A 20956-nucleotide genomic window follows, 5' to 3' on the forward strand; every position below is an offset into this window, starting at 1 on the left:
GGGCGGGGACGACGTGCAGCTTCTGGAAGCGCTGGCGATCGGCGGGGCGGCGGTCGCGGCGGGCGCCATCAACGCGGTGGTGGGCTCGGGCACCCTGATCACCTTCCCGACGCTGCTCGCCTTCGGCTATCCACCGGTGCTCGCCAACGTCACCAACAACATCGGCCTGGTGCCGGGCACGCTCAGCGCGGCCTGGGGCTACCGCCGTGAGCTGCGCGGGCAGTTGCCGCGACTGCTGCGGTTCGGCGCGGCCTCGCTGGTGGGCGGCCTGGCGGGCGCGCTGCTGCTGCTCCGGCTGCCGGAGTCGACGTTCCGGGCGGTGGTGCCGGTACTGATCCTCAGCGCCTGCGTACTGGTGCTGTTCCAGCCACGGGTGAGCGGGTGGGTGGCGCGGCGCCGGGAGCGCGGCACGGCGGGCGGCGTCGACGGCGGGACGCCGTTGTGGCTCGGCGTACTCGGTACCGGCGTGTACGGCGGCTACTTCGGCGCCGCGCAGGGCGTGGTGCTGATGGGCCTCTTCGGCACGTTCCTCCGCGACGACCTGCAGCGGTTGAACGCGGCGAAGAACGTGCTGGCCGCGATCGTGAACGGGGTCGCCGCGGTGGTGTTCATCGCGGTGGCGACCGTCGACTGGGCGGCGGCGGGGTGCGTCGCCGCCGGGGCCGTCGTCGGCGGACTGGCCGGGGCCCGGATAGGGCGGCGGTTGGCGCCCGCGGCGCTGCGCGCGGTGATCGTGACCGTGGGTGTCACGGCGAGCGTGGTGATGATCGTCCGTTGAGGACGGCCCGTCCGGGTGGTGGTGCGGACGCGGATCGGCCCCGCGTACGTCGCCTGTGACGTACGCGGGGCCTTCGAGCGGTGCGGGCCGTGCGGGCGTTTCTCAGCCCCGGGCGCTTCTCGGCCTCGTCGTTTCTCAGCCTCGGTACGCGGCCCAGTTGTCGGACATCCGCTGCACCTGACCGCTGGTGAACTGGGTCATGCACGCGTCGTACGTGTAGTCCATGAAGTTGTGGATCGGGTCGAGCCCGGGCTTGCGCGGGCAGGAGTCGCGGCCCTCGGGGCACTCGTACGCCGGGCTCGCCTCGGCGGGCGTGTCGTCGACGTAGTCGCCCTTGCCGTTACAGCCGCCCTGGAACGTGTGGTACAGCCCCAGCCAGTGGCCGACCTCGTGCGTGGCGGTGTCGCCCTCGTTGTAGTTGGGCGTTGATCCACCGGGCAGCGAGGAGTCGAGCAGGACCACGCCGTCCATCTGCGGGTTGCCCTTGTAGGAACTGGGGAAGGTGGCCCAGCCGAGCAGGTCGCCGCCGGCGCTGTTGGAGTAGACGTTCAGCGTCTCGGGGCCGCCCTGCCGCAGCGTGCTCTTCATCTCGCGCTCGGCGCGGGAGCCGTAACCGGCGGCGTACCAGGCCGCGTTGTCGGAGTAGGTGGTCTCCTTGAGCGAGAACCGGAACGGCGAGGCGTTGTTTCCGGCGCCCTTGCCCGCGAAGGCGTCGTTGAGCACGGCCATCTGCGCGTTGATGTCCGACTGGCTGAGCTTGCCGGTGGTGCCGTCGTGGATGACGTGCCAGTAGACGGGGATCGCCACGTCGGTCGTGACAAGCGGCGCGGTCGGCTGGAGGCGGCCCTTGTCGCGCAGGTCGGAGACCTTCTTGCGGAGCGCCTTGTCCATCTCCTCGGCCTTGGCGGCGCCGATCTCGTTCGGCTCTTTGCGGTTGGAGCCGCCGTGCTCGTGACCGGGGGCCGGCTTGCGGGCGCCGGAGAGCGCGGCGGAATCCTCGACGCAGTCCTCGGTGACCTCCGCCGCGGCCACGGCGGTCTGGGTGGGGGCGGACAGCGGCGCCAGGGCGAGCGCTCCGACGACGGCGACGACACCGATCAGGCGTCTGCGCGAGCCGGCGGACATGCGGGCGCGGTGGAGCATCAGCACTCCTCGTGTGGGGATGGAGGCGGGAGGTGTTTCCTCGTCGCCGCGGGGAGGCTATGTCCAGTTGAACGTGTCCGGTCAGAAGTGAACAGGACCAATAAACAAGCGGTCAGAAGGGGGTGTTGGGAGGAGAAGTTACGGCCTGGAGCTTGCTCGGAGACTCATCCGTAACGAGAGCCGGGCGGAGAGTGTGCTTTGTCCGCTCTGTTCACCCCGGTGCTGACGGCTGAAAACAGCGGCTGAAACACTTCGTTCAAGCAAGGGCTGGCCGGAATCGGTCTTGCCTCTTTCAGTCAGAACGTGCTTTTGAGAGGCGGTCGTCCGCACCTCGCGCCCCGCCCCTGCCCACGGCCCGGCCCGGCCCGGCCCGGCCATGCCACGCCCCGCCGCGACCGGTCCGGCCCGGTTCGGTTCGGTCACGACGTCAGATAGCCGGCCAAGGCGTCGCGTCGGCGCTGGAGCCGATCGATGGCCTCGTCCATGCGAACAAGCCGGTCGCGCACGTCCTCACGCAGCTCGGCGCACCAGTCGATGCCCGGCGGCGCGTCCCGCACACACGGCAGCACGGAGCGGATCAACTCGGTCGGCAGGCCGGCGTCCAGCAGCGTCCGAACCCAGCGCACGGTCGCGACCGCGTCCTCGTCGTAGTTGCGGTAGCCGTTCGCCGAGCGCCCCACGCTGAGCAGGCCCTGTTCCTCGTAGTACCTCAGCAGGCGCGGGCTGACCCCGGTCCTCCGCGCCAGCTCTCCGATCCGCATCCGCAGTCCACCCCGCCCTGTCACTTCCACGCTTGACCTTCACACCGGTGTGAGGCTCTAACGTCGTTGCCGGTGCGGGGAGTTCCACGCACCGCAGGCGGGCCGCGGTGTCATGTTGCTGCCGCCGCTCGACGGTTTCTCCCAGGAGGGTTCACGGGTACATGGAAATCACGGACACACCGGTCGTACGGCTCGACGGCCGGACCGCGACGGCTGAGCAACTGACGCCGCTCGCCTTCGCCGGCTATGCGCACTTCACCGCCGTACAGGTGCGCGACGGCCTGATCCGCGGCCTCGACCTGCATCTGGCGCGGCTGCGGACGGCCTCGCTGGAGATGTTCGGTCGGGCACTGCCCGACGCGGAGGTCAGGTCGCTCATCAGGGACGCGTTGGCGGACGGCTCGAAGGACGTCTCACTGACTGTCACGGTCTACTCGACGCCCGGCGAGTTCACCGCTCCGGCGGCGGACGCGCCCCCTGCCCGTCCCCACGTCCTCGTCCGTACCGGACCGCCCGCCGACGGCCCGGCCGGGCCGCTGTCGCTCGCGACGGTCGAGTACGAGCGTCCGGTTCCGGCCATCAAGCACGTCGGCGAGGTCGCCAAGACCTACCACCTGCGCCGGGCGGTGCGGGACGGCTTCGACGACGCCGTGTTCGTCGACCGTCGTGGCAGGCTCAGCGAGGCCACGATCTGGAATGTCGCGTTCTGGGACGGCGAGAGGGTGGTGTGGCCGGACGCCGAGGTGCTGGTGGGGACGATGATGTCGACGGTCCGCCGACAACTGGAGAGGATGGGGGTCCCGCAGGTCGTCCGCCCGGTCACGGTGGCGGACCTGCCGGCGCTGGCCGGTGCCGTGGTCATGAACTCCTGGACGCCGGGCGTCGAGGTACGCCGTATCGGTTCCGTCGAACTACCGGAGGCCGCCGACTTCACGGACCTCCTCCACCGCGCCCACCGAGCCGAACCCGCCACCGCCCCCTGAACACACCGCCCGTCCGGCACACCGCGGCCCGGCCGCGAGCCCCCGACCACCGCCCGCGTCGGCCACCGCCCGCGTCGCTCAGTCGAGACAGAACTCGTTGCCCTCGATGTCGCGCATGTTGATGCACGACTCGTTCTCCTCGTCCGCGTACAGCGTCTTCACGTGTTCCGCGCCGAGCGCGACCAGCCGTTCGCACTCGGCCTCGAGCACGGCAAGGCGCTCCTCCCCCACCAGCCCGGTGCCGGCCCGCACGTCGAGGTGCACCCGGTTCTTCGCGGTCTTTCCCTCGGGAACACGCTGGAAGTACAGCCGCGGGCCCGCACCGGAGGGGTGAACGCAGGCAGCCCACTCGTCCCGCTCCTCGGCCGGCAGCGAGCGCCTGAACTCCTCCCAGTCGGCGAACCCCTCCGGCACCGGCGGTAGGACGTAGCCCAGTGCCTCGCACCAGAAGCGAGCGACCCGAGCGGGCTCCGCGCAGTCGAAGGTGACCTGGACCTGTCTGACAGTTGCCATGGGCACACTGTAGGCGCCGCCCCTCCGCCCGCGTCGAACGGATTAACCAGGGCTGCCACCAAGCCGGTTCAGCTGTGGGCCATGTCGACGAAGCGGGAGTAGTGGCCCTGGAAGGCGACGGTGATGGTGGCGGTGGGGCCGTTGCGGTGCTTGGCGACGATCAGGTCTGCCTCGCCCGCGCGCGGCGACTCCTTCTCGTACGCGTCCTCGCGGTGCAGCAGGATGACCATGTCGGCGTCCTGCTCGATGGAGCCGGACTCGCGGAGGTCGGAGACCATCGGCTTCTTGTCGGTGCGCTGCTCCGGGCCGCGGTTCAGCTGGGAGAGCGCGATGACCGGCACCTCGAGCTCCTTGGCGAGCAGCTTGAGGTTACGGGACATCTCGGACACCTCCTGCTGCCGGGACTCGGGTCGCCGCGAGCCGCCGGACTGCATCAGCTGGAGGTAGTCGATGACGACCAGCTTGAGGTCGTTGCGCTGCTTGAGGCGGCGGCACTTGGCGCGGATCTCCATCATCGACAGGTTCGGCGAGTCGTCGATGTACAGCGGGGCCTCGGTGACCTGCGGCATCTGGCGGGCGACGCGGTTCCAGTCCTCGTCGGTCATGCTGCCGGAGCGCATGTGGTGGAGCGCCACCCGGGCCTCGGCGGACAGCAGCCGCATGGCGATCTCGTTGCGGCCCATCTCCAGGGAGAAGATGACGCTGGGCAGCCTGTGCTTGATGGAGCAGGCCCGGGCGAAGTCCAGCGCGAGCGTCGACTTTCCCATGGCGGGACGGGCGGCGATGACGATCATCTGGCCGGGGTGCAGCCCGTTGGTCAGGGAGTCCAGGTCGGTGAAGCCGGTCGGTACGCCGGACATCTGGCCGCTGCGAGAGCCGATCGCCTCGATCTCGTCGAGCGCGCCCTCCATGATGTCGACGAGCGGTAGGTAGTCCTCGGAGGTGCGTTGTTCGGTGACGGCGTAGATCTCGGCCTGCGCCGAGTTCACGATCTCGTCGACGTCGCCGTCCGCCGCGTACCCCATCTGGGTGATGCGGGTACCGGCCTCGACGAGGCGGCGGAGCACCGCCCGCTCGTGCACGATCTCCGCGTAGTACTCGGCGTTCGCGGCCGTCGGCACGGTCTGGACGAGCGAGAGCAGGTAGCCGTTTCCGCCGACCTTCGCGAGCTCGCCGCGCTTGGTCAGTTCGGCGGCGACGGTGATCGGGTCGGCGGGCTCGCCCTTGGCGTAGAGGTCGAGGACGGCCTGGTAGATCGTCTCGTGGGCGGGCCGGTAGAAGTCCTGGCCCTGCAGTACCTCGACGACGTCGGCGATGGCGTCCTTGGAGAGGAGCATGCCGCCGAGCACCGACTGTTCGGCGGCCAGGTCCTGCGGCGGTACGCGTTCGAAGGCGCTGGCCGCGAAGTCGTCGGGGCCGCGGTCGTGCTGTTCGCCGCCCCGGCCCTGGCGGCCGTCGCCGCGTCGCGGCCGGGAGACGGGCAGCCCGCCGACGCCGTCGTCGGGCGGCGGCGGGGCGTCGACGGCCCAGGGCTCGTCAAGGTGTTCTGGCTGGGCCACCCCCGCCACCTCCTCACCGGCCGTGGGCCCTCGTCGGGTGTGTACGGCTCTTCCTACGTCACCGCTCTGACAGATCGGCGCTCGTTCCCGGTTACGGCGTGCCGATCGGGCGGCGAAGACGAGTGGAACCGAGTGGGACGGGCACGGGCGCCGGACAACGGTACGGCCCTGGCGGCTCGACACCCAATTCAGTTATCCACAGGCCCCTGTGGGTGACGGCCCAGAACCTGTGGACAACCCCCCGGAACCTGTGGGCGAGTCGGGGGACAACCCTGTGGACGAGTTCGAGGAGTCGACACAGAACCCGCTGTGACCTGCGGGTACGTCATCCACCAGCTGTGCAGGGAAAAAAGTTGGGAAGGTTGTCGAAGTTCTTGTCCGATGAGGCGTCACCGGGGGTCCGTCCGGGCGGGCTGTAATAGACGCCATCCACTTGCGGTCATTACTTGTGGATGATTGGATCAGTCCATGTCATCGCGGTCACCGCGTCCCGGGCGCTCGGATGCCCCCCAGGGGGCGCAGCAGAAGCCCCACCGCGCCCACAGCCGTCGCCACGACCGGGAGATCATCGCACTCGCCCTGCCGGCCTTCGGCACGCTTGTCGCCGAACCGCTCTTCCTGCTGACCGACAGCGCCATCGTCGGGCACCTCGGCACCGCCCAGCTCGCCGGCCTCGGCGTCGCCGCCGCACTGCTCGCCACCGGCGTCAACCTCTTCGTCTTCCTCGCATATGCCACCACCGCCGCCGTCGCCCGCCGGCTCGGCGCCGCCGACCTCCCGGCGGCCCTCCGCCAGGGCATGGACGGCATCTGGCTCGCGCTTCTCCTCGGGCTCGCCACGACCGCGCTTCTGTGGCCGCTGGCCCCCGCCCTCGTCGACGCCGTCGGAGCCTCGCCCACCGCCTCCCCCTACGCGGTGACCTATCTGCGGATCAGCTCGCTCGGCGTGCCCGCCATGCTGGTCGTGCTCGCCGCCACCGGAGTACTGCGCGGCCTCCAGGACACCAGGACGCCGCTGCTCGTCGCCGTCGCCGGCTTCACCGCCAACGGGCTGCTCAACGTGTTGCTCGTCCACGGTGTCGGGCTCGGCATCGCCGGGTCCGCCTGGGGCACGGTCATCGCCCAGGCCGGTATGGCCGCCGCGTACCTGTTCGTCGTGGTGCGCGGCGCCCGGAAGTACGGCGCGTCGCTGCGCCCCGACGCGGCGGGTATCCGGGCCAGCGCCAGGGCCGGCGCGCCGCTGCTCGTGCGGACGCTGTCGCTGCGCGCGGTGCTGATGATCGCGACGGCGGTGGCCGCCCGGCTCGGCGACGTGGAGGTCGCCGCCCACCAGATCACCCTCACCCTGTGGACGCTGCTGGCCTTCGCGCTGGACGCCATCGCCATCGCCGGGCAGGCCATCATCGGGCGCTACCTCGGCGCCGGCGACGCCGACGGCGCCCGGGCGGCCTGCCGACGCATGGTGCGCTGGGGCGTGGCCGCGGGCGCGGTGCTGGGGGTGGGCCTCGCCGCCGCGGCCCCGTTTGTCGGCAGGATCTTCACCACCGACCCGGCCGTGCACGACCAGCTGCTGGTGGTGCTGCTGGTGGTCGCGGTGGGACAGCCGATCGCGGGCGTCGTCTTTGTGCTGGACGGGGTGCTGATGGGCGCCGGCGACGGACCCTACCTCGCCTGGGCGATGCTGGCGGTGCTGATGGTGTTCGCCCCGGTGGCGATGCTCGTGCCGGTGTTCGGCGGCGGCCTGGTGGCTTTGTGGGCGACCCTGGCCGGGCTGATGATGACCGCGCGGATGCTGACCCTGGGCCTGCGGGCCAGGTCGGGCCGGTGGGCCGTCACCGGCGCGGTACGCCGCTCCTGACCCCGGGCGCCCGATCAGGCGACGGCGGGCGGCTGGTGTGCGCGTGCCGCGCCCTGTGGCGGACGGGGTGCGCTAGGCAGGAGCCATGATCACTCCGCGTCGTGTTTCCACTGTCCTGGTGTCCGCCGGTGTCATCACGGCCCTCGGGCTGGGTCTGCCCTCCTCGGCGGCGGCGACACCGACCACGATCGTCAGCAGGAGCGGCGTGGGCGACGTCACCGTCCACTGCCCCGAGCACCACCGGGTGACCGGCGGCGGTGTGGACGTCGAGCACGACGACGAGATCTCGATCTTCCGGTCGCGGCCCACTCAGGACGGTCGCGGCTGGGAGGGCGCCGCCTGGGGCGAAGTCGACGACAAGGACGCCGAGGGCGGCAATGGGAAGGGCAAGGGCGGCAAGGGCAAGGGCGGCAATGCGAAGGGCAAGGGCGGCAAGGGCAAGGGGGAAGGCGGTAGGGAGGAGGCGGAGGAGCCGCGTGCGCTGCCGCTGACCGTCTACGCCGTCTGCGCCCCGGGTAGCTGACCCCGCCGAGCGGACGCCGGGTACTGACGCGTGTGGGGCCGCGACCCTCGACGGGTCGCGGCCCCACATGTCAGACGTGACGTCCGAGAAGCGTCACCCGCTGTCAGGCGGGCTGCACCTCGATGCCGACCTTCGCGACGACCTCGGAGTGCAGACGCACGGAGACCTCGTGCAGGCCGAGGCTCTTGATCGGCGAGCCGAGCTCGATGCGGCGCTTGTCCAGGTCCGGGCCGCCCGAGGCCTTCACCGCGGAGGCGATGTCGGCCGGGGTGACGGAGCCGAAGAGGCGGCCGCCGTCGCCGGCGCGGACCTTGAGCCGCACCTTGGTGCCCTCGAGCTGGCCCTTGATGCTGTTGGCCTGCTCGATCGTGGCGATCTCGCGGATCTTGCGACCGCGACGGATCTGCTCGACGTCCTTCTCGCCGCCCCGGGTCCAGCGGATCGCGAAGCCGCGGGGAAGCAGGTAGTTACGGGCGTACCCGTCCTTGACGTCGACGACGTCGCCGGCGATACCGAGGCCGGAGACCTCGTTGGTCAGGATGATCTTCATCAGTCGGTCACCCTTTCCTTATCGCGCGGTCGAGGTGTAGGGCAGCAGCGCCATCTCACGGCTGTTCTTCACAGCCGTGGCGACGTCGCGCTGGTGCTGGGTGCAGTTGCCGGTGACCCGGCGGGCACGGATCTTGCCGCGGTCGGAAATGAACTTCCGCAGCAGGTTCGTGTCCTTGTAGTCGACGTAGGAGATCTTCTCCTTGCAGAACACGCAAACCTTCTTCTTAGGCTTGCGAGCAGGCGCCTTCGCCATTGTCTCTCTCCAGTGAAATTCTCAAGAAGTGGGTGCTGAGCCCGGCCTTCGTCAGAAGGGGGGCTCGTCCGAGTAGCCGCCGCCCTGGCCGCCGGAGCCGCCGCCCCAGCCGCCTCCGCCGCCCTGCTGGCCGCCGCCGGCGGGGGCGCCGGTCGCCCAGGGGTCCTGCCCCTGGCCGCCGCCCTGACCGCCCTGGCCGCCGCCCCAGCCGCCGCCCTGCTGGCCGCCCTGGCCGCCGCCGAAGCCGCCGCCCTGGCCGCCGCCGCGCGCGCCGGTCTTGGTGACCTTCGCGGTGGCGTAGCGAAGCGCCGGCCCGATCTCGTCCACCTCGAGCTCCATCACGGTGCGCTTCTCGCCCTGCTGGGTCTCGAAGGAGCGCTGACGGAGCCGGCCCTGGGCGATGACGCGCATTCCCTTGGTGAGGGATTCCGCGACGTTCTCCGCGGCCTGCCGCCAGATGGAGGAGCGGAGGAACAGCGGCTCGCCGTCCTTCCACTCGTTGGTCTGGCGGTCGAACGTCCGAGGCGTCGACGCGATGGTGAAGTTCGCGACGGCCGCACCGGACGGGGTGAATCGCAGCTCGGGGTCGTCGGTCAGGTTGCCGACGACGGTGATGACGGTTTCGCCTGCCATGGGTGAACCTCTCGGCGATTGCTGCTGGCTGCTTTGTGCGGGTGCGGATGGGTGGTGACGTGCTGCCTGCGGCAGCGGGGGTGCCACTCGGTGGACCCTCGGTCACTCAGTGCGCTGTGCGCGCGCTCAGTGGGTCGAGGGACGCAGGACCTTGGTCCGGAGGACCGACTCGCTCAGGTTCATCTGGCGGTCGAGCTCCTTGACGACCGCAGGCTCGGCCTGGAGGTCGATGACCGTGTAGATGCCCTCGGGCTTCTTGTTGATCTCGTAGGAGAGACGGCGACGGCCCCAGGTGTCGACCTTCTCGACCTTGCCATTGCCCTCACGGACAACGGCGAGGAAGTTCTCGATCAGCGGGGAGACCGCGCGCTCCTCGACATCGGGGTCGAGGATCACCATCACCTCGTAGTGACGCATGTGGAACCCACCTCCTCTGGACTCAGCGGCCACGGTCGTTCCGTGGCAGGAGGGTTGTTATGCGTGTCGGCACGGGCGTTCCGAACCTGCCCCCCTTCCTATCCGACGCCACTGACAATCCGAGGACGGCCGGTGAGGACCGTCCGGGATCTCGGCCGGGGGCGCCGGCGGGGCACAGGGCAGACACCAGTGCAGACGGTACAGAGTAGCCGCCGATGCCCTTCCGGTTGAAATCCGCCTGTGGACAGCCGCAATCTGGACACATCGGGTGTGAGCGGCGCTACACTCCGCGCCGCCTTCCGGCAGGAGGTGTCCCATGGCACAAGCGGTACGGGAACGCGGGTTCCGTTCCCAGCTCGGCAACATCCTCAACAGCGACGGCAAGCCCCATCCGGTGGAGAACGCATGGGTCGCGGCGGCCGTGGTCGTGGGCCTGGTCGCCTTCGTGACCGGCTTCTTCCCGGGGCTGCACCTGCTGGCCTCCTGGGCCGGACTGCTGGGCATCCTGGCGGCGGCCTGGGGGCAGATGATCTCCGCGACCACCGCCGAACGGTTTCTGTTGATCATCAGTCTGGGCGCTGCCGCCGTGGGCTTCTACCTCGGCATGGCAAACGGCGGACTGTTCGGAGGCATCCTCGGCTGAACCGCGCCGGCTGAGTCGCCCCTCCCGCCCCGGGCCGCCCGCTCCTCACGGGCCGTGCCCGGGGCCGTACGGCTGCCTTCCGCGCCCAGTAGGCTTCGCGACAGAACTTGCCGACACGAAGCCGGATCTGCGGAGTAAGCGCGGAGGAGCGCCCAGCATGAGCTTGACCCTGAGGACGATCAGCCGTGAGCAGCACCTGGCGTACATCCAGGGCCTTCCCTCGGCCAGCCACTGCCAGGTGCCCGCGTGGGCGGACGTGAAGACGGAGTGGCGCTCGGAGAATCTCGGCTGGTTCGACGACAGGACCGGTGAGTTGGTCGGCGCGGGGCTGGTGCTCTACCGCCAACTGCCGAAGGTCAAGCGGTACCTCGCGTACCTGCCGGAGGGGCCGGTCATCAACTGGTACGCGCCCAACCTGGAGGACTGGCTCCAGCCGATGCTGGCGCACCTGAAGTCCCAGGGCGCGTTCTCCGTCAAGATGGGTCCGCCGGTTGTCATCCGAAGGTGGGACGCGGCCGCCATCAAGAAGGGCATCCAGGATCCGGAGGTCAAGCGACTGCGGGACGTGGAGGCGACGTTCATCGAGCCCCGCGCGTTCGAGGTGTCGGACCGGCTGCGCCGGATGGGCTGGCAGCAGGGCGAGGACGGCGGCGCCGGCTTCGGCGACGTGCAGCCGCGCTTCGTCTTCCAGGTGCCGCTGGAGAACCGGACGCTGGAGGAGGTCCACAAGGGCTTCAACCAGCTGTGGCGGCGCAACATCAAGAAGGCCGAGAAGGCGGGCGTCGAGGTTGTGCAGGGTGGCTTCGAGGACCTGCCCGAGTGGCAGCGGCTGTACGAGGTGACGGCGGAGCGGGACCGGTTCCGGCCCCGCCCGCTCGGCTACTTCGAGCAGATGTGGAAGGCCCTCAACTCCGAGGACCCCAACCGGATGCGGCTGTACTTCGCCAAGCACGAGGGCGAGGCGGTCGCCGCCGCGACGATGCTGGTCGTCGGCGGGCACGTCTGGTACTCCTACGGCGCCTCGGCGAACCACAAGCGTGAGGTCCGGCCTTCCAACGCGATGCAGTGGCGGATGCTCCAGGACGCCTACGCGCTCGGCGCGAGCGTCTACGACCTGCGGGGCATCTCCGACTCGCTGGACGACAGCGACCACCTCTTCGGCCTCATCCAGTTCAAGGTCGGCACGGGCGGCGAGGCCGCCGAGTACATCGGCGAGTGGGACTTCCCGCTCAACAAGCTGCTCCACAAGGCGTTGGACATCTACATGTCGCGTCGCTGACCGAACAGCTCACAGACACACTTCGCAAGAGACGCAAGAGAAAGGTCCACCACCGGCCATGGCGCTCTCCCTCTACGTCGACACCGAACGCTGGCGGGCGCACCAGCGATCGGTGATCCAGCAGTTCCCGGGCATCGTCCCGGTCTGCAAGGGCAACGGTTACGGCTTCGGCCACGAGCGGTTGGCCGACGAGGTGTCCGGGTTCGGCTCGGACCTCATCGCGGTCGGCACCACCTACGAGGCCGCTCGGATGAAGGACTTCTTCAGCGGCGACCTCCTGGTGCTGACCCCGTTCCGGCGGGGCGAGGAACCGGTGCCGCTGCCGGACCGGGCGATCCGCTCGGTGTCCTCGGTGGACGGCGTGGCCGCCCTGGTGGGCGCCCGGGTGGTCATCGAGGTGATGAGCTCGATGAAGCGGCACGGCGTGGTCGAGGAGGACCTGGAGAAGCTGCGGGCCTCCATCGACGACGTACGCCTCGAGGGCTTCGCCATCCATCTGCCGCTGGACCGCACCGACGGCACGGACGCGGTGGACGAGGTCATCGGCTGGATGGACCGGCTGCGGGCCGCCCGGCTGCCGCTGGACACGATGTTCGTCAGCCACCTCGGGCCCGAGGAGTTCCAGCGGCTTCAGCAGCAGTTCCCGCAGACCCGCTTCCGGGCGCGCATCGGCACCCGGCTGTGGCTCGGAGACCACGACGCGACGGAGTACCGCGGCGCGGTGCTGGACGTGACGCGGGTCGCCAAGGGCGACCGCTTCGGCTACCGCCAGGGCAAGGCGTCGGGCGACGGCTGGCTGGTCGTGGTGGCCGGGGGCACCTCACACGGCGTCGGTCTTGAGGCGCCCAAGGCGCTGCACGGGATGACCTCCCGTGCGAAGGGCGTGGCCAGGGCCGGTCTGGCGACGGTCAACCGCAATCTCTCGCCGTTCGTGTGGGGCGGCAAGCAGCGCTGGTTCGCCGAGCCGCCGCACATGCAGGTGTCGATCCTGTTCGTCCCGGCGGAGGCCCCGGAGCCCAAGGTGGGCGACGAGATGGTGGCGATCCTCCGGCACACCACCACGCAGTACGACCGGCTGGTCGAGCGCTGAGCACGCCTCAAGAACGGTGAGGGGCGGTGTGTGTTTCACGTGAAACACACACCGCCCCTCACCGCTTGGGCGCGCCCGGGCTAACCGACGGGTCAGCGCTCGACCTCACCCTTGATGAACTTCTCGACGTTCTCGCGGGCGACGTCGTCGAAGTACTGCACCGGCGGGGACTTCATGAAGTACGAGGACGCGGAGAGGATCGGGCCGCCGATGCCCCGGTCCTTGGCGATCTTCGCGGCGCGCAGCGCGTCGATGATGACACCGGCGGAGTTGGGGGAGTCCCAGACCTCCAGCTTGTACTCCAGGTTCAGCGGGACGTCGCCGAACGCGCGGCCCTCCAGGCGGACGTAGGCCCACTTGCGGTCGTCCAGCCAGGCCACGTAGTCCGACGGGCCGATGTGCACGTTCTTCTCGCCCAGCTCCCGGTCCGGGATCTGGGAGGTGACGGCCTGCGTCTTGGAGATCTTCTTGGACTCCAGCCGGTCCCGCTCCAGCATGTTCTTGAAGTCCATGTTGCCGCCGACGTTCAGCTGCATCGTGCGGTCCAGGATGACGCCCCGGTCCTCGAACAGCTTGGCCATCACGCGGTGCGTGATCGTCGCGCCGACCTGCGACTTGATGTCGTCACCGACGATCGGCACGCCGGCCTCGGTGAACTTGTCCGCCCACTCCTTGGTACCGGCGATGAAGACCGGCAGCGCGTTGACAAACGCGACCTTGGCGTCGAGCGCGCACTGCGCGTAGAACTCGACGGCGGTCTGGGAACCGACCGGCAGGTAGCAGACGAGCACGTCGACCTGGGCGTCCTTGAGCGCCTTGACAACGTCGACCGGCTCGTCCGCCGACTCCTCGATGGTCTCCCGGTAGTACCGGCCCAGGCCGTCGTAGGTGTGGCCGCGCTGCACCTTCACGCCGGTGCTCGGCACGTCGCAGATCTTGATGGTGTTGTTCTCGCTGGCGCCGATGGCGTCCGCGAGGTCGAGGCCGACCTTCTTGGAGTCGACGTCGAACGCGGCGACGAACTCCACGTCACGGACGTGGTACTCGCCGAACTGCACGTGCATCAGACCCGGGACGCGGCTGTCCGGGTCGGCGTCCTTGTAGTACTCGACGCCCTGCACCAGCGAGGCGGCGCAGTTGCCCACGCCGACGATGGCTACGCGAACCGAACCCATTCCGGTTGCTCCCTGTGTTCTCGAAGCGTCCCCGCTCGCGCGGGGACTCATTTGGTGTCCTCGGACGGATCCGGCCGGGTGCTCCCCCGATGCCGGGGCAGACCGCCCGTGTCTTCTGTCCGGCGGTCGCCCGCCTGGTCCCGCCGCCCGGACGCGTCCTTCTGGTCGCGCCCGTTGCGCCGGTCACGTTGATCCCGTCCGGCTCGCTCGCTCTCGATCAGCTCGTTGAGCCAGCGGACCTCGCGTTCCACGGACTCCATGCCGTGGCGTTGCAACTCGAGGGTGTAGTCGTCCAGCCGTTCCCGGGTCCTGTTGAGCGAGGCGCGCATCTTGTCGAGGCGCTCCTCCAGGCGGCTGCGCCGCCCCTCCAGCACTCGCATCCGTACATCGCGGGTGGTCTGTCCGAAGAAGGCGAAGCGGACGCCGAAGTGCTCGTCCTCCCAGGTGTCGGGACCGGTCTGGGCGAGCAGCTCCTCGAAGCGCTCCTTGCCCTCGGCGGTGATCCGGTAGACGATCTTCGCCCGTCGCCCGGTGAGCTGCGCGGTGAGGGGCTCGACAGCGTCGCTGCCGTGCTCCTCGGCGATCCACCCCTGCTGGACGAGGGTCTTCAGGCAGGGGTAGAGCGAGCCGTAGCTGAACGCCCGGAAGACGCCCAGCGAGGTGTTGAGTCGTTTGCGCAGCTCGTAGCCGTGCATCGGGGCTTCCCTGAGCAGCCCGAGGACGGCGAACTCCAGGATGCCCGACCGCCTGCTCATCGACGTCGCCCATCCCTTCCGTGATCCGTCGTCGTTCGTCTCGGTCTGCCCGATTCACGTGCCGTGTCGAGCTGATGTATCGACTCGATACATCCCGACGATAGAACGCGCTGTCACATGCGGCAAGACATGATCGCGTTTCGGGACCCAGATCACGGAACCAACCCATCCGTGGAGCCCGATAACTCCCGACCGGCCGGAAAAGACATGTTCTGTCCCTGCGTACTCTGAGCGCTGTGCAGAACATGTCCGGGAACCGTCCGACGCCGCCGCGCGTCGTCGTCCTGGATGCAGTGCGCCCATTTGTGCGAATGGAACGCACTTCGGGGGACCGGAAGTACACTGCCGCCTTCAGGCGTGGGTGCCTGACCGAGGAGTAGCTGTTCCCATGAGCGAGCATCGTCGTAAGCCGCCGCAGTCCCGCGGCCGCCGTGCCGCGCAGCCGCCGCCGTCCCGCGGCCGCCGCGCGGCACAGCCCAGTGGCGCCACCACGAGCTCCTACGGCGCCGGTGACACCGCCGCCGGTGGGCGGGCGGAAGCCCGGCGGGCGGCCGGGCGCGGCGGCAGACGCCGCGCGGCGGAGACCACCGCGCACGCCGCGGCGGGTGCCGGGCGCGGGCGCCGCGCCGAGGCGCCGGCGAAGAAGCGCTTCATCGACTACCCCCGCTCCGGCAAGTACGGCGTACGCCGCTGGGTGCCGTCCTGGAAGCACATCCTGACGCTGTGCGTCGGCTTCCTCGGCCTGCTGGTCGGTCTGTCCGGCCTCGCCCTGGCGATGGTCGAGGTGCCCAACGAGCATGACGCCGCCAAGGCGCAGAACAACGTCTTCTACTGGGCCGACGGCAAGGTGATGGGCCGGGACGGCGAGACCAACCGGCAGAACATCGGGATCGACCAGATGCCGCTCTCCCTCCAGGAGGCGGTGATCGCCGCCGAGAACGCCAGCTTCCGCACCGACTCCGGCGTCGATCCGAAGGGCATAGCCCGGGCCGTCGTCAACATGGCCAGGGGACAGCAGACGCAGGGTGGTTCCACCATCACCCAGCAGTTCGTGAAGAACAACTTCCTGTCCCAGGAACAGACCATGAGCCGGAAGGTGAAGGAACTCTTCATCTCCATCAAGGTCGGCACCACGCGGGACAAGGACGAGATCCTGCGGGGCTACCTCAACACCGCGTACTTCGGGCGCGGCGCCTACGGGGTGCAGGCAGCCGCCCAGGCGTACTACGGCATCGACGCGGAGAAGCTGGAGCCGGACCAGTCCGCGTTCCTCGCCACGCTGCTCAAGGGAGCCGACTTCTACGACCCGGCCGGCGGCGAGGGCCCCGGGCGCTCCCCGCAGGAGAACCGCAAGCGAGCCGAGATCCGCTGGGCCTGGGTGCTCGACCGCATGGTCGAGGTCGGCACGATGGCGGAGGCCGACCGTGCGAAGTACCAGGAGTTCCCCGAGCCGATCCGCCGCCAGAGCCAGAGCGGCAAGGTCGGCCAGGTCGGCTACCTGATGGAACTGGCGAAGAACGAGGTCCTGCGCAAGACCGGTATGGACAAGGGCCTGCTGGACCGCGGCGGCTTCCAGATCCACACCACCTTCGAGCGCAAGAAGGTCCTCCAGCTGGAGAAGGCGGTCAACAAGGTCCGCAAGGAGAAGCTGGACCCGAAGACCAGGGAGAAGGACAAGCACGTCCAGTTCGGCGCCGCCTCGGTGGTGCCGAACGACGGCGCGATCGTCGCCGTCTACGGCGGCGCGGGCTTCGACAAGGGCCACTTCTTCAACAACGCGGACTCCTCGGGTGTGCAGGTCGGTTCGACCTGGAAGCCGTTCGTACTGGCCGCCGCGATGGAGCACGGCACGGTGCAGAGCGAGGGCCGGCCGATCACGCCGGAGAGCAAGTACAACGGCGACAACCTGTTGACGATCAAGAATCCGGACGGCTCCGACTACCTGACCAAGGACCACGAGCCGTTCAAGCAGGTCAACCTCAACGGCAAGGACTGGGGCTACATCAGCCTCGAACGGGCGATGGAGGTCTCGGCCAACACGCCGTTCGTGCAGCTCGGCATGGACGTCGGCATGCACAGGGTCAAGGAGATGGCGATGGCCGCCGGGATCAGGGAGGGGCAGATCGACCCCGCCCTGAACCCGTCCTTCGCCCTCGGCACCTCCACGCCGAGTGCCATCCGGATGGCCGACGCCTACGCCACCTTTGCCGCCTCCGGCACCCAGACCGAGCCGTACTCGGTGACCAAGGTGGTGGCCAACGGCCAGGAGATGGAGGGCTTCGACAAGCCGTCACGGAAGTCCGCCATCGACCCGAACGTGGCGGACAACGTCACCGCGACCCTGGAGAACGTCGTCCAGGGCGAGAACGGCTCCGGCTGGCGGGCACGGGAACTCGGCCGCCCGGTCGCGGGCAAGACCGGTACGACGGACAAGGGCCGCTCCGCCTGGTGGGTCGGGTACACGCCGCAACTGTCCACCTCGGTGGCCATGTTCCGGTTCGACCCCGACGGCGACCGCGTACCCCTCTCCCTCAACGGCACCGGTGGCGAGGACGCCTCCGGTGGTGGCATGCCCACCCAGGTCTTCGTGAACTACATGAAGGAGGCCGCGAAGGGCACGCCGAAGACGCCGTTCCCGAAGCCGCGCCCGCTGGGCGAACCCTTCGACCAGGACGGCGCGCCGAGCGAGACGCCGACGCCGACCGAGACGCCGGACGTCGAGGAGAGCGAGGAGCCGGAGGAGCCCACCGAGGAGCCGTCCGAGCCGGAGGAGACGCCGAGCCCGACCGAGTCCGAGTCGTGCAGCCCGTTCGACCCGCGATGCAACACCGGCGGCAACAACAACAACGGCGGCGGCAACAACAGCAGCGGCGGCCAGGACGGTGGCACCACCACCGAGGGGTCGACGAGCGGTCAGGACGGCGGCTTCACCGAGGGCACGACCGACGGCCAGGACACCAGCGGTGAGACCGACGGTTCGAGCGGCGGCGGCCCCAGAGGCGGCTCGGGCAACGGCGGCACGATCTTCGGCCAGGGCTCGAACGAGTAGCCCGCCCGTTCCGGCAACACGACGTGGGCCTCTCCCGGGCCTCCCGCTTCGGCGGGTGGGCCCGGGAGAGGCCCGCTGTCGTGCCGGCCGCCGGTTGTCCTCAGCGGGTCACAGCGTCAGTTTGAAGCCGGTGTGGGTGGCCGCGAAGCCCAGCCGCTCGTAGAAGCGGTGCGCGTCCACCCGGCTGTTGTCGGAGGTGAGTTGGACGAGCGCGCAGTCCAGCCGCCGGGCCTCGTCGACCGCCCAGCGGATGAGCTCGCCGCCGAGCCCGCCGCCGCGCTCGTCGGCGCGTACCCGGACCGCTTCGATCAGCGCCCGGCTCGCGCCGCGCCGGGACAGCCCGGGGATGACGGTCAGTTGGAGCGTGCCCACGACGGCGCCCGCGCGTTCGGCGACCACCAGGTGCTGGTTCGGGTCGACGGCGATGTGTGCGAACGCCGCCTGGTAGACGGCCGGTTCGGAGGGGCTCTCCCGCTGGGCGCCGAGCGGGTCGTCCGCCAGCATGGCCACGATCGCCGGCACGTCCTCGGCGGTGGCGGCTCGTATCACAAGATCACTCATGGCTCCCACGGTACGCGCGCGGCCCGTTCGGCGGGCGGGCGCCCGACAGGGGCGAAATATTGTAAGTCGACGGGCAGGCGGGAAATCGGTGTTCCGCGAATCCTCACTTGTGCCGACGGGCTCGGCGGGTATGGTCGTCAACGCGTCGCGCCGCACGGCCAATCCGAGCAGCGTTCCTGCCGTCGAATGTGTGGCCATGACACCGGAAAGAGATCGGGGAATTCCACGCACAATCCGGTCACATGTGTGACCGATTCGATCAGAAACACAAGAGGCGAGGCAGCGCATGACCACGATGTCGGAGGACCGCGACATACCCGTCAGCGGTGGAGGGCCCCACGGGGGCGACGGGACGGGCGGCCACTGGTCGGCCGGACCCGGCCGGCCGCTGCCGACTCCCGCCTCCGGGCCGCAGGATCGTTCCGCCAGCGGGCCCCGCACGGCTTCCGCCACCAGCGCCGAGGCGCCCCCTGACGCCGGCGCCACCGACCCGCCGCCGGTACCCGTACCGCCGGTCGCCGGCCCCACCGGCGAGGACATCGAGCTGATCCGGCGCACCCTGGCCGAGATCAAACCCGTCGCCGACAAGGTCACCGGCCACTTCTACGCCCTGCTCTTCCTCCGCGACCCCGGACTGCGGGACCTCTTCCCCGCCGCCATGGACACCCAGCGCGACCGGCTCTTCAGCGCCCTGCTCACCGCCGCGCGCCACGCCGGCGACCCCGCCGCCCTCACCGCCTACCTCTCCGACCTCGGCCGCGGCCACCGCAAGTACGGCACCCGCGCCGAGCACTACCCGGCCGTCGGCGAATGCCTCATCGGCGCGCTCACCCGCTACGCCCACCACACCTGGTCCCCGGCCGCCGAGACCGCCTGGGTGCGGGCGTACACCCTGATCTCCCAGATCATGATCGACGCGGCCGCCGAGGACGAGCGACGCTCTCCCGCCTCGTGGCAGGCCGAGATCGTCTCCCACGAGCGCCGCACCCCCGACACCGCCGTGCTGCGGCTGCGCCCCGACCAGCCGTACCCCTTCCGCGCCGGCCAGTACACAAGCGTCGAGACGCCGTGGTGGCCCCGGGTGTGGCGGCACTACTCGTTCGCCGGAGCGCCCAGCGCCGACGGCACGCTGACGTTCCACGTCAAGGCCGTACCCGCCGGATGGGTCTCCGGCGCCCTCGTCCACCGCGCGCGACCGGGCGACGTCCTGCGCATCGGCCCGCCTGTCGGCAACATGATCGTCGACCACTCCACCGACAACGGGCTGCTCTGCCTCGGCGGCGGCACCGGCATCGCACCGATCAAGGCGCTCGTCGAGGACGTCGCGGAGTACGGCCGCCGCCGACTGGTCGACGTCTTCTACGGCGCCCGCACCGACCAGGAGCTCTACGACCTGGAGACCATGCTGCGGCTGGAGAGGGCCCACCCGTGGCTGTCCGTCCACCCCGTCGTCGGCGACGGCTGCCCCGTCCGAGCCGCCGGACTGACCGGACAGGTCCCCGACGCCATTCTCGGCGCCGGCACCTGGACCGGCTACGACGGCTACGTCTCCGGCCCGCCCGGCATGATCCGCAGCGGTGTGCACGCCCTGCGCCGCGCCGGCATCCCCCAGGACCGCATACGACACGACTCGTTCGAAACGATCAGCGCCTTCCAGGCACCGGCGCTCGCGGGAGAGTGACACGTGGCAGCAGAACCGCACACGACGGCCCGATCCGGCAGGCCGGGCAGCGCCGGCGAACACGAGATCCAGCGGCGCCTGGACTCCACCCGCCGCGCCGACCGCTTCTACGACGAGCAGCTGCTCGACCACCTGAACGAAAGAATGTGCGAGTTCGTCGCCGATCAGGAGATGTTCTTCCTCGCCACGGCCGACGCGCGCGGCGAGTGCGACAGCACGTTCCGGGCGGGTCCGCCCGGATTCCTCCGGGTAATCGACAAACGCACGCTCGCGTTTCCGGAATACCGGGGCAACGGCGTCCACGCCAGTCTCGGCAACATCCAGGAGAACCCGCACCTGGGCATCCTCCTGGTGGATTTCCTGAACGCCCGGATAGGACTGCACGTCAACGGCACCGCCCGGCTCGTCGAGGACGACCGGATGCGCGCCGACCACCCCGACCTGCCCGTCGACCCCGTGCCGGGCCGACGCCCCGAGCTGTGGGTGGAGGTGACGGTGGAGGAGGCGTACATCCACTGCTCCAAGCACATCCCGCAGCTCCAGAAGGCCCCACGCCGCGCGGCCCGCGCCTGGGGCACGGACGACGTCCGCCGCAAGGGCGGCGACTACTTCGGCGCGGCCGCGGCCGCGAGCACCGCCCCCGCCGCGAAGGCCCCCGCGGCGGGGACCCCATCCGCGGCGGCGCCTGCGAAGAGCGACACTTCGGCCGCCGCCACGAAGCCCGCCCCGCACCCGGGCAGGACCGGACCCC

General features: G+C 70.1%; 21 protein-coding genes. 10 read left to right on the forward strand and 11 right to left on the reverse strand.

Annotated elements, in window-relative coordinates; translation table 11 throughout:
- The first annotated feature begins 13 nt into the window (after positions 1 to 13).
- Complete coding sequence (locus FNX44_RS09445; RefSeq protein WP_143647561.1) at positions 14 to 778, forward strand: sulfite exporter TauE/SafE family protein; 765 nt, start codon at positions 14 to 16, stop codon at positions 776 to 778.
- Between the two features lie 135 nt (positions 779 to 913).
- On the opposite strand, the gene FNX44_RS09450 is transcribed toward FNX44_RS09445, so the two are convergent.
- Entirely contained in the window at positions 914 to 1921 is a 1008-nt protein-coding gene (locus FNX44_RS09450; protein WP_143647562.1) for a zinc metalloprotease, read from the reverse strand.
- Positions 1922 to 2340: 419 nt separating this feature from the next.
- On the reverse strand, positions 2341 to 2682 hold the full coding sequence (locus tag FNX44_RS09455) for a MerR family transcriptional regulator (RefSeq protein ID WP_143647563.1): 342 nt from the start codon (positions 2680 to 2682) through the stop codon (positions 2341 to 2343).
- A gap of 161 nt (positions 2683 to 2843) precedes the next feature.
- Here FNX44_RS09455 and FNX44_RS09460 point away from each other — a divergent pair, with 161 nt between their 5' ends.
- Positions 2844 to 3665: an aminotransferase class IV family protein gene (locus FNX44_RS09460; RefSeq protein WP_143647564.1), complete on the forward strand. Its 822-nt coding sequence runs from the start codon at positions 2844 to 2846 to the stop codon at positions 3663 to 3665.
- A gap of 78 nt (positions 3666 to 3743) precedes the next feature.
- Here the strand turns inward: FNX44_RS09460 and FNX44_RS09465 are convergent, their stop codons facing one another.
- Together FNX44_RS09465 and dnaB are read right to left on the reverse strand one after the other, a co-directional pair.
- Positions 3744 to 4178, reverse strand: a complete 435-nt coding sequence (locus tag FNX44_RS09465; protein ID WP_143647565.1) for a VOC family protein — start codon at positions 4176 to 4178, stop codon at positions 3744 to 3746.
- A gap of 68 nt (positions 4179 to 4246) precedes the next feature.
- Positions 4247 to 5737, reverse strand: coding sequence for a replicative DNA helicase (gene dnaB / locus FNX44_RS09470; RefSeq protein WP_143647566.1), 1491 nt, complete (start codon positions 5735 to 5737; stop codon positions 4247 to 4249).
- A gap of 468 nt (positions 5738 to 6205) precedes the next feature.
- Here dnaB and FNX44_RS09475 point away from each other — a divergent pair, with 468 nt between their 5' ends.
- Positions 6206 to 7594, forward strand: a complete 1389-nt coding sequence (locus FNX44_RS09475; protein ID WP_143647567.1) for an MATE family efflux transporter — start codon at positions 6206 to 6208, stop codon at positions 7592 to 7594.
- A gap of 85 nt (positions 7595 to 7679) precedes the next feature.
- The gene (locus tag FNX44_RS09480) at positions 7680 to 8117 is read left to right on the forward strand and encodes a hypothetical protein (protein WP_143647568.1); all 438 of its coding nucleotides are present in this window, start codon (positions 7680 to 7682) and stop codon (positions 8115 to 8117) included.
- Positions 8118 to 8220: 103 nt separating this feature from the next.
- On the opposite strand, the gene rplI is transcribed toward FNX44_RS09480, so the two are convergent.
- The 4 genes from rplI to rpsF form a co-directional block, all read right to left on the reverse strand.
- Positions 8221 to 8667: a 50S ribosomal protein L9 gene (rplI, locus tag FNX44_RS09485; RefSeq protein ID WP_143647569.1), complete on the reverse strand. Its 447-nt coding sequence runs from the start codon at positions 8665 to 8667 to the stop codon at positions 8221 to 8223.
- 18 nt (positions 8668 to 8685) lie between these two features.
- Positions 8686 to 8922, reverse strand: a complete 237-nt coding sequence (gene rpsR, locus FNX44_RS09490; protein WP_143647570.1) for a 30S ribosomal protein S18 — start codon at positions 8920 to 8922, stop codon at positions 8686 to 8688.
- 51 nt (positions 8923 to 8973) lie between these two features.
- Complete coding sequence (locus FNX44_RS09495; protein WP_143647571.1) at positions 8974 to 9555, reverse strand: single-stranded DNA-binding protein; 582 nt, start codon at positions 9553 to 9555, stop codon at positions 8974 to 8976.
- Positions 9556 to 9681: 126 nt separating this feature from the next.
- Positions 9682 to 9972 (reverse strand): 30S ribosomal protein S6, encoded by a 291-nt coding sequence (gene rpsF, locus FNX44_RS09500; protein WP_143647572.1) that lies wholly within the window; start codon positions 9970 to 9972, stop codon positions 9682 to 9684.
- Positions 9973 to 10288: 316 nt separating this feature from the next.
- Here rpsF and FNX44_RS09505 point away from each other — a divergent pair, with 316 nt between their 5' ends.
- The 3 genes from FNX44_RS09505 (at position 10289) to FNX44_RS09515 (ending at position 12984) form a co-directional block, all read left to right on the forward strand.
- On the forward strand, positions 10289 to 10615 hold the full coding sequence (locus FNX44_RS09505) for a hypothetical protein (RefSeq protein ID WP_143647573.1): 327 nt from the start codon (positions 10289 to 10291) through the stop codon (positions 10613 to 10615).
- Between the two features lie 157 nt (positions 10616 to 10772).
- Positions 10773 to 11894 (forward strand): lipid II:glycine glycyltransferase FemX, encoded by a 1122-nt coding sequence (locus tag FNX44_RS09510; RefSeq protein ID WP_143647574.1) that lies wholly within the window; start codon positions 10773 to 10775, stop codon positions 11892 to 11894.
- A 58-nt stretch (positions 11895 to 11952) separates the two neighbouring features.
- Positions 11953 to 12984: an alanine racemase gene (locus FNX44_RS09515; RefSeq protein ID WP_143647575.1), complete on the forward strand. Its 1032-nt coding sequence runs from the start codon at positions 11953 to 11955 to the stop codon at positions 12982 to 12984.
- A gap of 92 nt (positions 12985 to 13076) precedes the next feature.
- Here the strand turns inward: FNX44_RS09515 and FNX44_RS09520 are convergent, their stop codons facing one another.
- Positions 13077 to 14159, reverse strand: a complete 1083-nt coding sequence (locus FNX44_RS09520; RefSeq protein ID WP_143647576.1) for an inositol-3-phosphate synthase — start codon at positions 14157 to 14159, stop codon at positions 13077 to 13079.
- A gap of 47 nt (positions 14160 to 14206) precedes the next feature.
- Positions 14207 to 14914 (reverse strand): PadR family transcriptional regulator, encoded by a 708-nt coding sequence (locus tag FNX44_RS09525; protein WP_143647577.1) that lies wholly within the window; start codon positions 14912 to 14914, stop codon positions 14207 to 14209.
- Positions 14915 to 15302: 388 nt separating this feature from the next.
- On the opposite strand from FNX44_RS09525, the gene FNX44_RS09530 reads away from it, so the two are divergent.
- Positions 15303 to 17963 (forward strand): transglycosylase domain-containing protein, encoded by a 2661-nt coding sequence (locus FNX44_RS09530; protein ID WP_143647578.1) that lies wholly within the window; start codon positions 15303 to 15305, stop codon positions 17961 to 17963.
- Between the two features lie 108 nt (positions 17964 to 18071).
- Here the strand turns inward: FNX44_RS09530 and FNX44_RS09535 are convergent, their stop codons facing one another.
- Entirely contained in the window at positions 18072 to 18524 is a 453-nt protein-coding gene (locus FNX44_RS09535; RefSeq protein WP_143647579.1) for a GNAT family N-acetyltransferase, read from the reverse strand.
- Between the two features lie 286 nt (positions 18525 to 18810).
- Here FNX44_RS09535 and FNX44_RS09540 point away from each other — a divergent pair, with 286 nt between their 5' ends.
- The gene (locus FNX44_RS09540) at positions 18811 to 20205 is read left to right on the forward strand and encodes a globin domain-containing protein (protein WP_143647580.1); all 1395 of its coding nucleotides are present in this window, start codon (positions 18811 to 18813) and stop codon (positions 20203 to 20205) included.
- Between the two features lie 3 nt (positions 20206 to 20208).
- On the forward strand, positions 20209 to 20956 hold a 748-nt coding region (locus tag FNX44_RS09545; RefSeq protein ID WP_323369179.1), incomplete at its 3' end, for a pyridoxamine 5'-phosphate oxidase family protein.

Origin of the sequence: Streptomyces alkaliterrae (genome assembly GCF_007097205.2) — a bacterium.
GTDB classification, from domain to species: Bacteria; Actinomycetota; Actinomycetes; order Streptomycetales; family Streptomycetaceae; genus Streptomyces; species Streptomyces alkaliterrae.

Bases quoted from the DNA above. Each gene is read 5' to 3' on its own strand.
- rpsR (WP_143647570.1), bottom strand. From the start codon at position 8,922: ATGGCGAAGGCGCCTGCTCGCAAGCCTAAGAAGAAGGTTTGCGTGTTC.
- FNX44_RS09450 (WP_143647562.1), bottom strand. From the start codon at position 1,921: ATGCTCCACCGCGCCCGCATGTCCGCCGGCTCGCGCAGACGCCTGATC.
- FNX44_RS09515 (WP_143647575.1), top strand. From the start codon at position 11,953: ATGGCGCTCTCCCTCTACGTCGACACCGAACGCTGGCGGGCGCACCAG.
- rpsF (WP_143647572.1), bottom strand. From the start codon at position 9,972: ATGCGTCACTACGAGGTGATGGTGATCCTCGACCCCGATGTCGAGGAG.
- FNX44_RS09505 (WP_143647573.1), top strand. From the start codon at position 10,289: ATGGCACAAGCGGTACGGGAACGCGGGTTCCGTTCCCAGCTCGGCAAC.
- FNX44_RS09455 (WP_143647563.1), bottom strand. From the start codon at position 2,682: ATGCGGATCGGAGAGCTGGCGCGGAGGACCGGGGTCAGCCCGCGCCTG.
- FNX44_RS09535 (WP_143647579.1), bottom strand. From the start codon at position 18,524: ATGAGTGATCTTGTGATACGAGCCGCCACCGCCGAGGACGTGCCGGCG.
- FNX44_RS09525 (WP_143647577.1), bottom strand. From the start codon at position 14,914: ATGAGCAGGCGGTCGGGCATCCTGGAGTTCGCCGTCCTCGGGCTGCTC.
- rplI (WP_143647569.1), bottom strand. From the start codon at position 8,667: ATGAAGATCATCCTGACCAACGAGGTCTCCGGCCTCGGTATCGCCGGC.
- FNX44_RS09510 (WP_143647574.1), top strand. From the start codon at position 10,773: ATGAGCTTGACCCTGAGGACGATCAGCCGTGAGCAGCACCTGGCGTAC.
- FNX44_RS09540 (WP_143647580.1), top strand. From the start codon at position 18,811: ATGACCACGATGTCGGAGGACCGCGACATACCCGTCAGCGGTGGAGGG.
- FNX44_RS09520 (WP_143647576.1), bottom strand. From the start codon at position 14,159: ATGGGTTCGGTTCGCGTAGCCATCGTCGGCGTGGGCAACTGCGCCGCC.
- FNX44_RS09530 (WP_143647578.1), top strand. From the start codon at position 15,303: ATGAGCGAGCATCGTCGTAAGCCGCCGCAGTCCCGCGGCCGCCGTGCC.
- FNX44_RS09465 (WP_143647565.1), bottom strand. From the start codon at position 4,178: ATGGCAACTGTCAGACAGGTCCAGGTCACCTTCGACTGCGCGGAGCCC.
- FNX44_RS09480 (WP_143647568.1), top strand. From the start codon at position 7,680: ATGATCACTCCGCGTCGTGTTTCCACTGTCCTGGTGTCCGCCGGTGTC.
- FNX44_RS09495 (WP_143647571.1), bottom strand. From the start codon at position 9,555: ATGGCAGGCGAAACCGTCATCACCGTCGTCGGCAACCTGACCGACGAC.
- FNX44_RS09475 (WP_143647567.1), top strand. From the start codon at position 6,206: ATGTCATCGCGGTCACCGCGTCCCGGGCGCTCGGATGCCCCCCAGGGG.
- FNX44_RS09460 (WP_143647564.1), top strand. From the start codon at position 2,844: ATGGAAATCACGGACACACCGGTCGTACGGCTCGACGGCCGGACCGCG.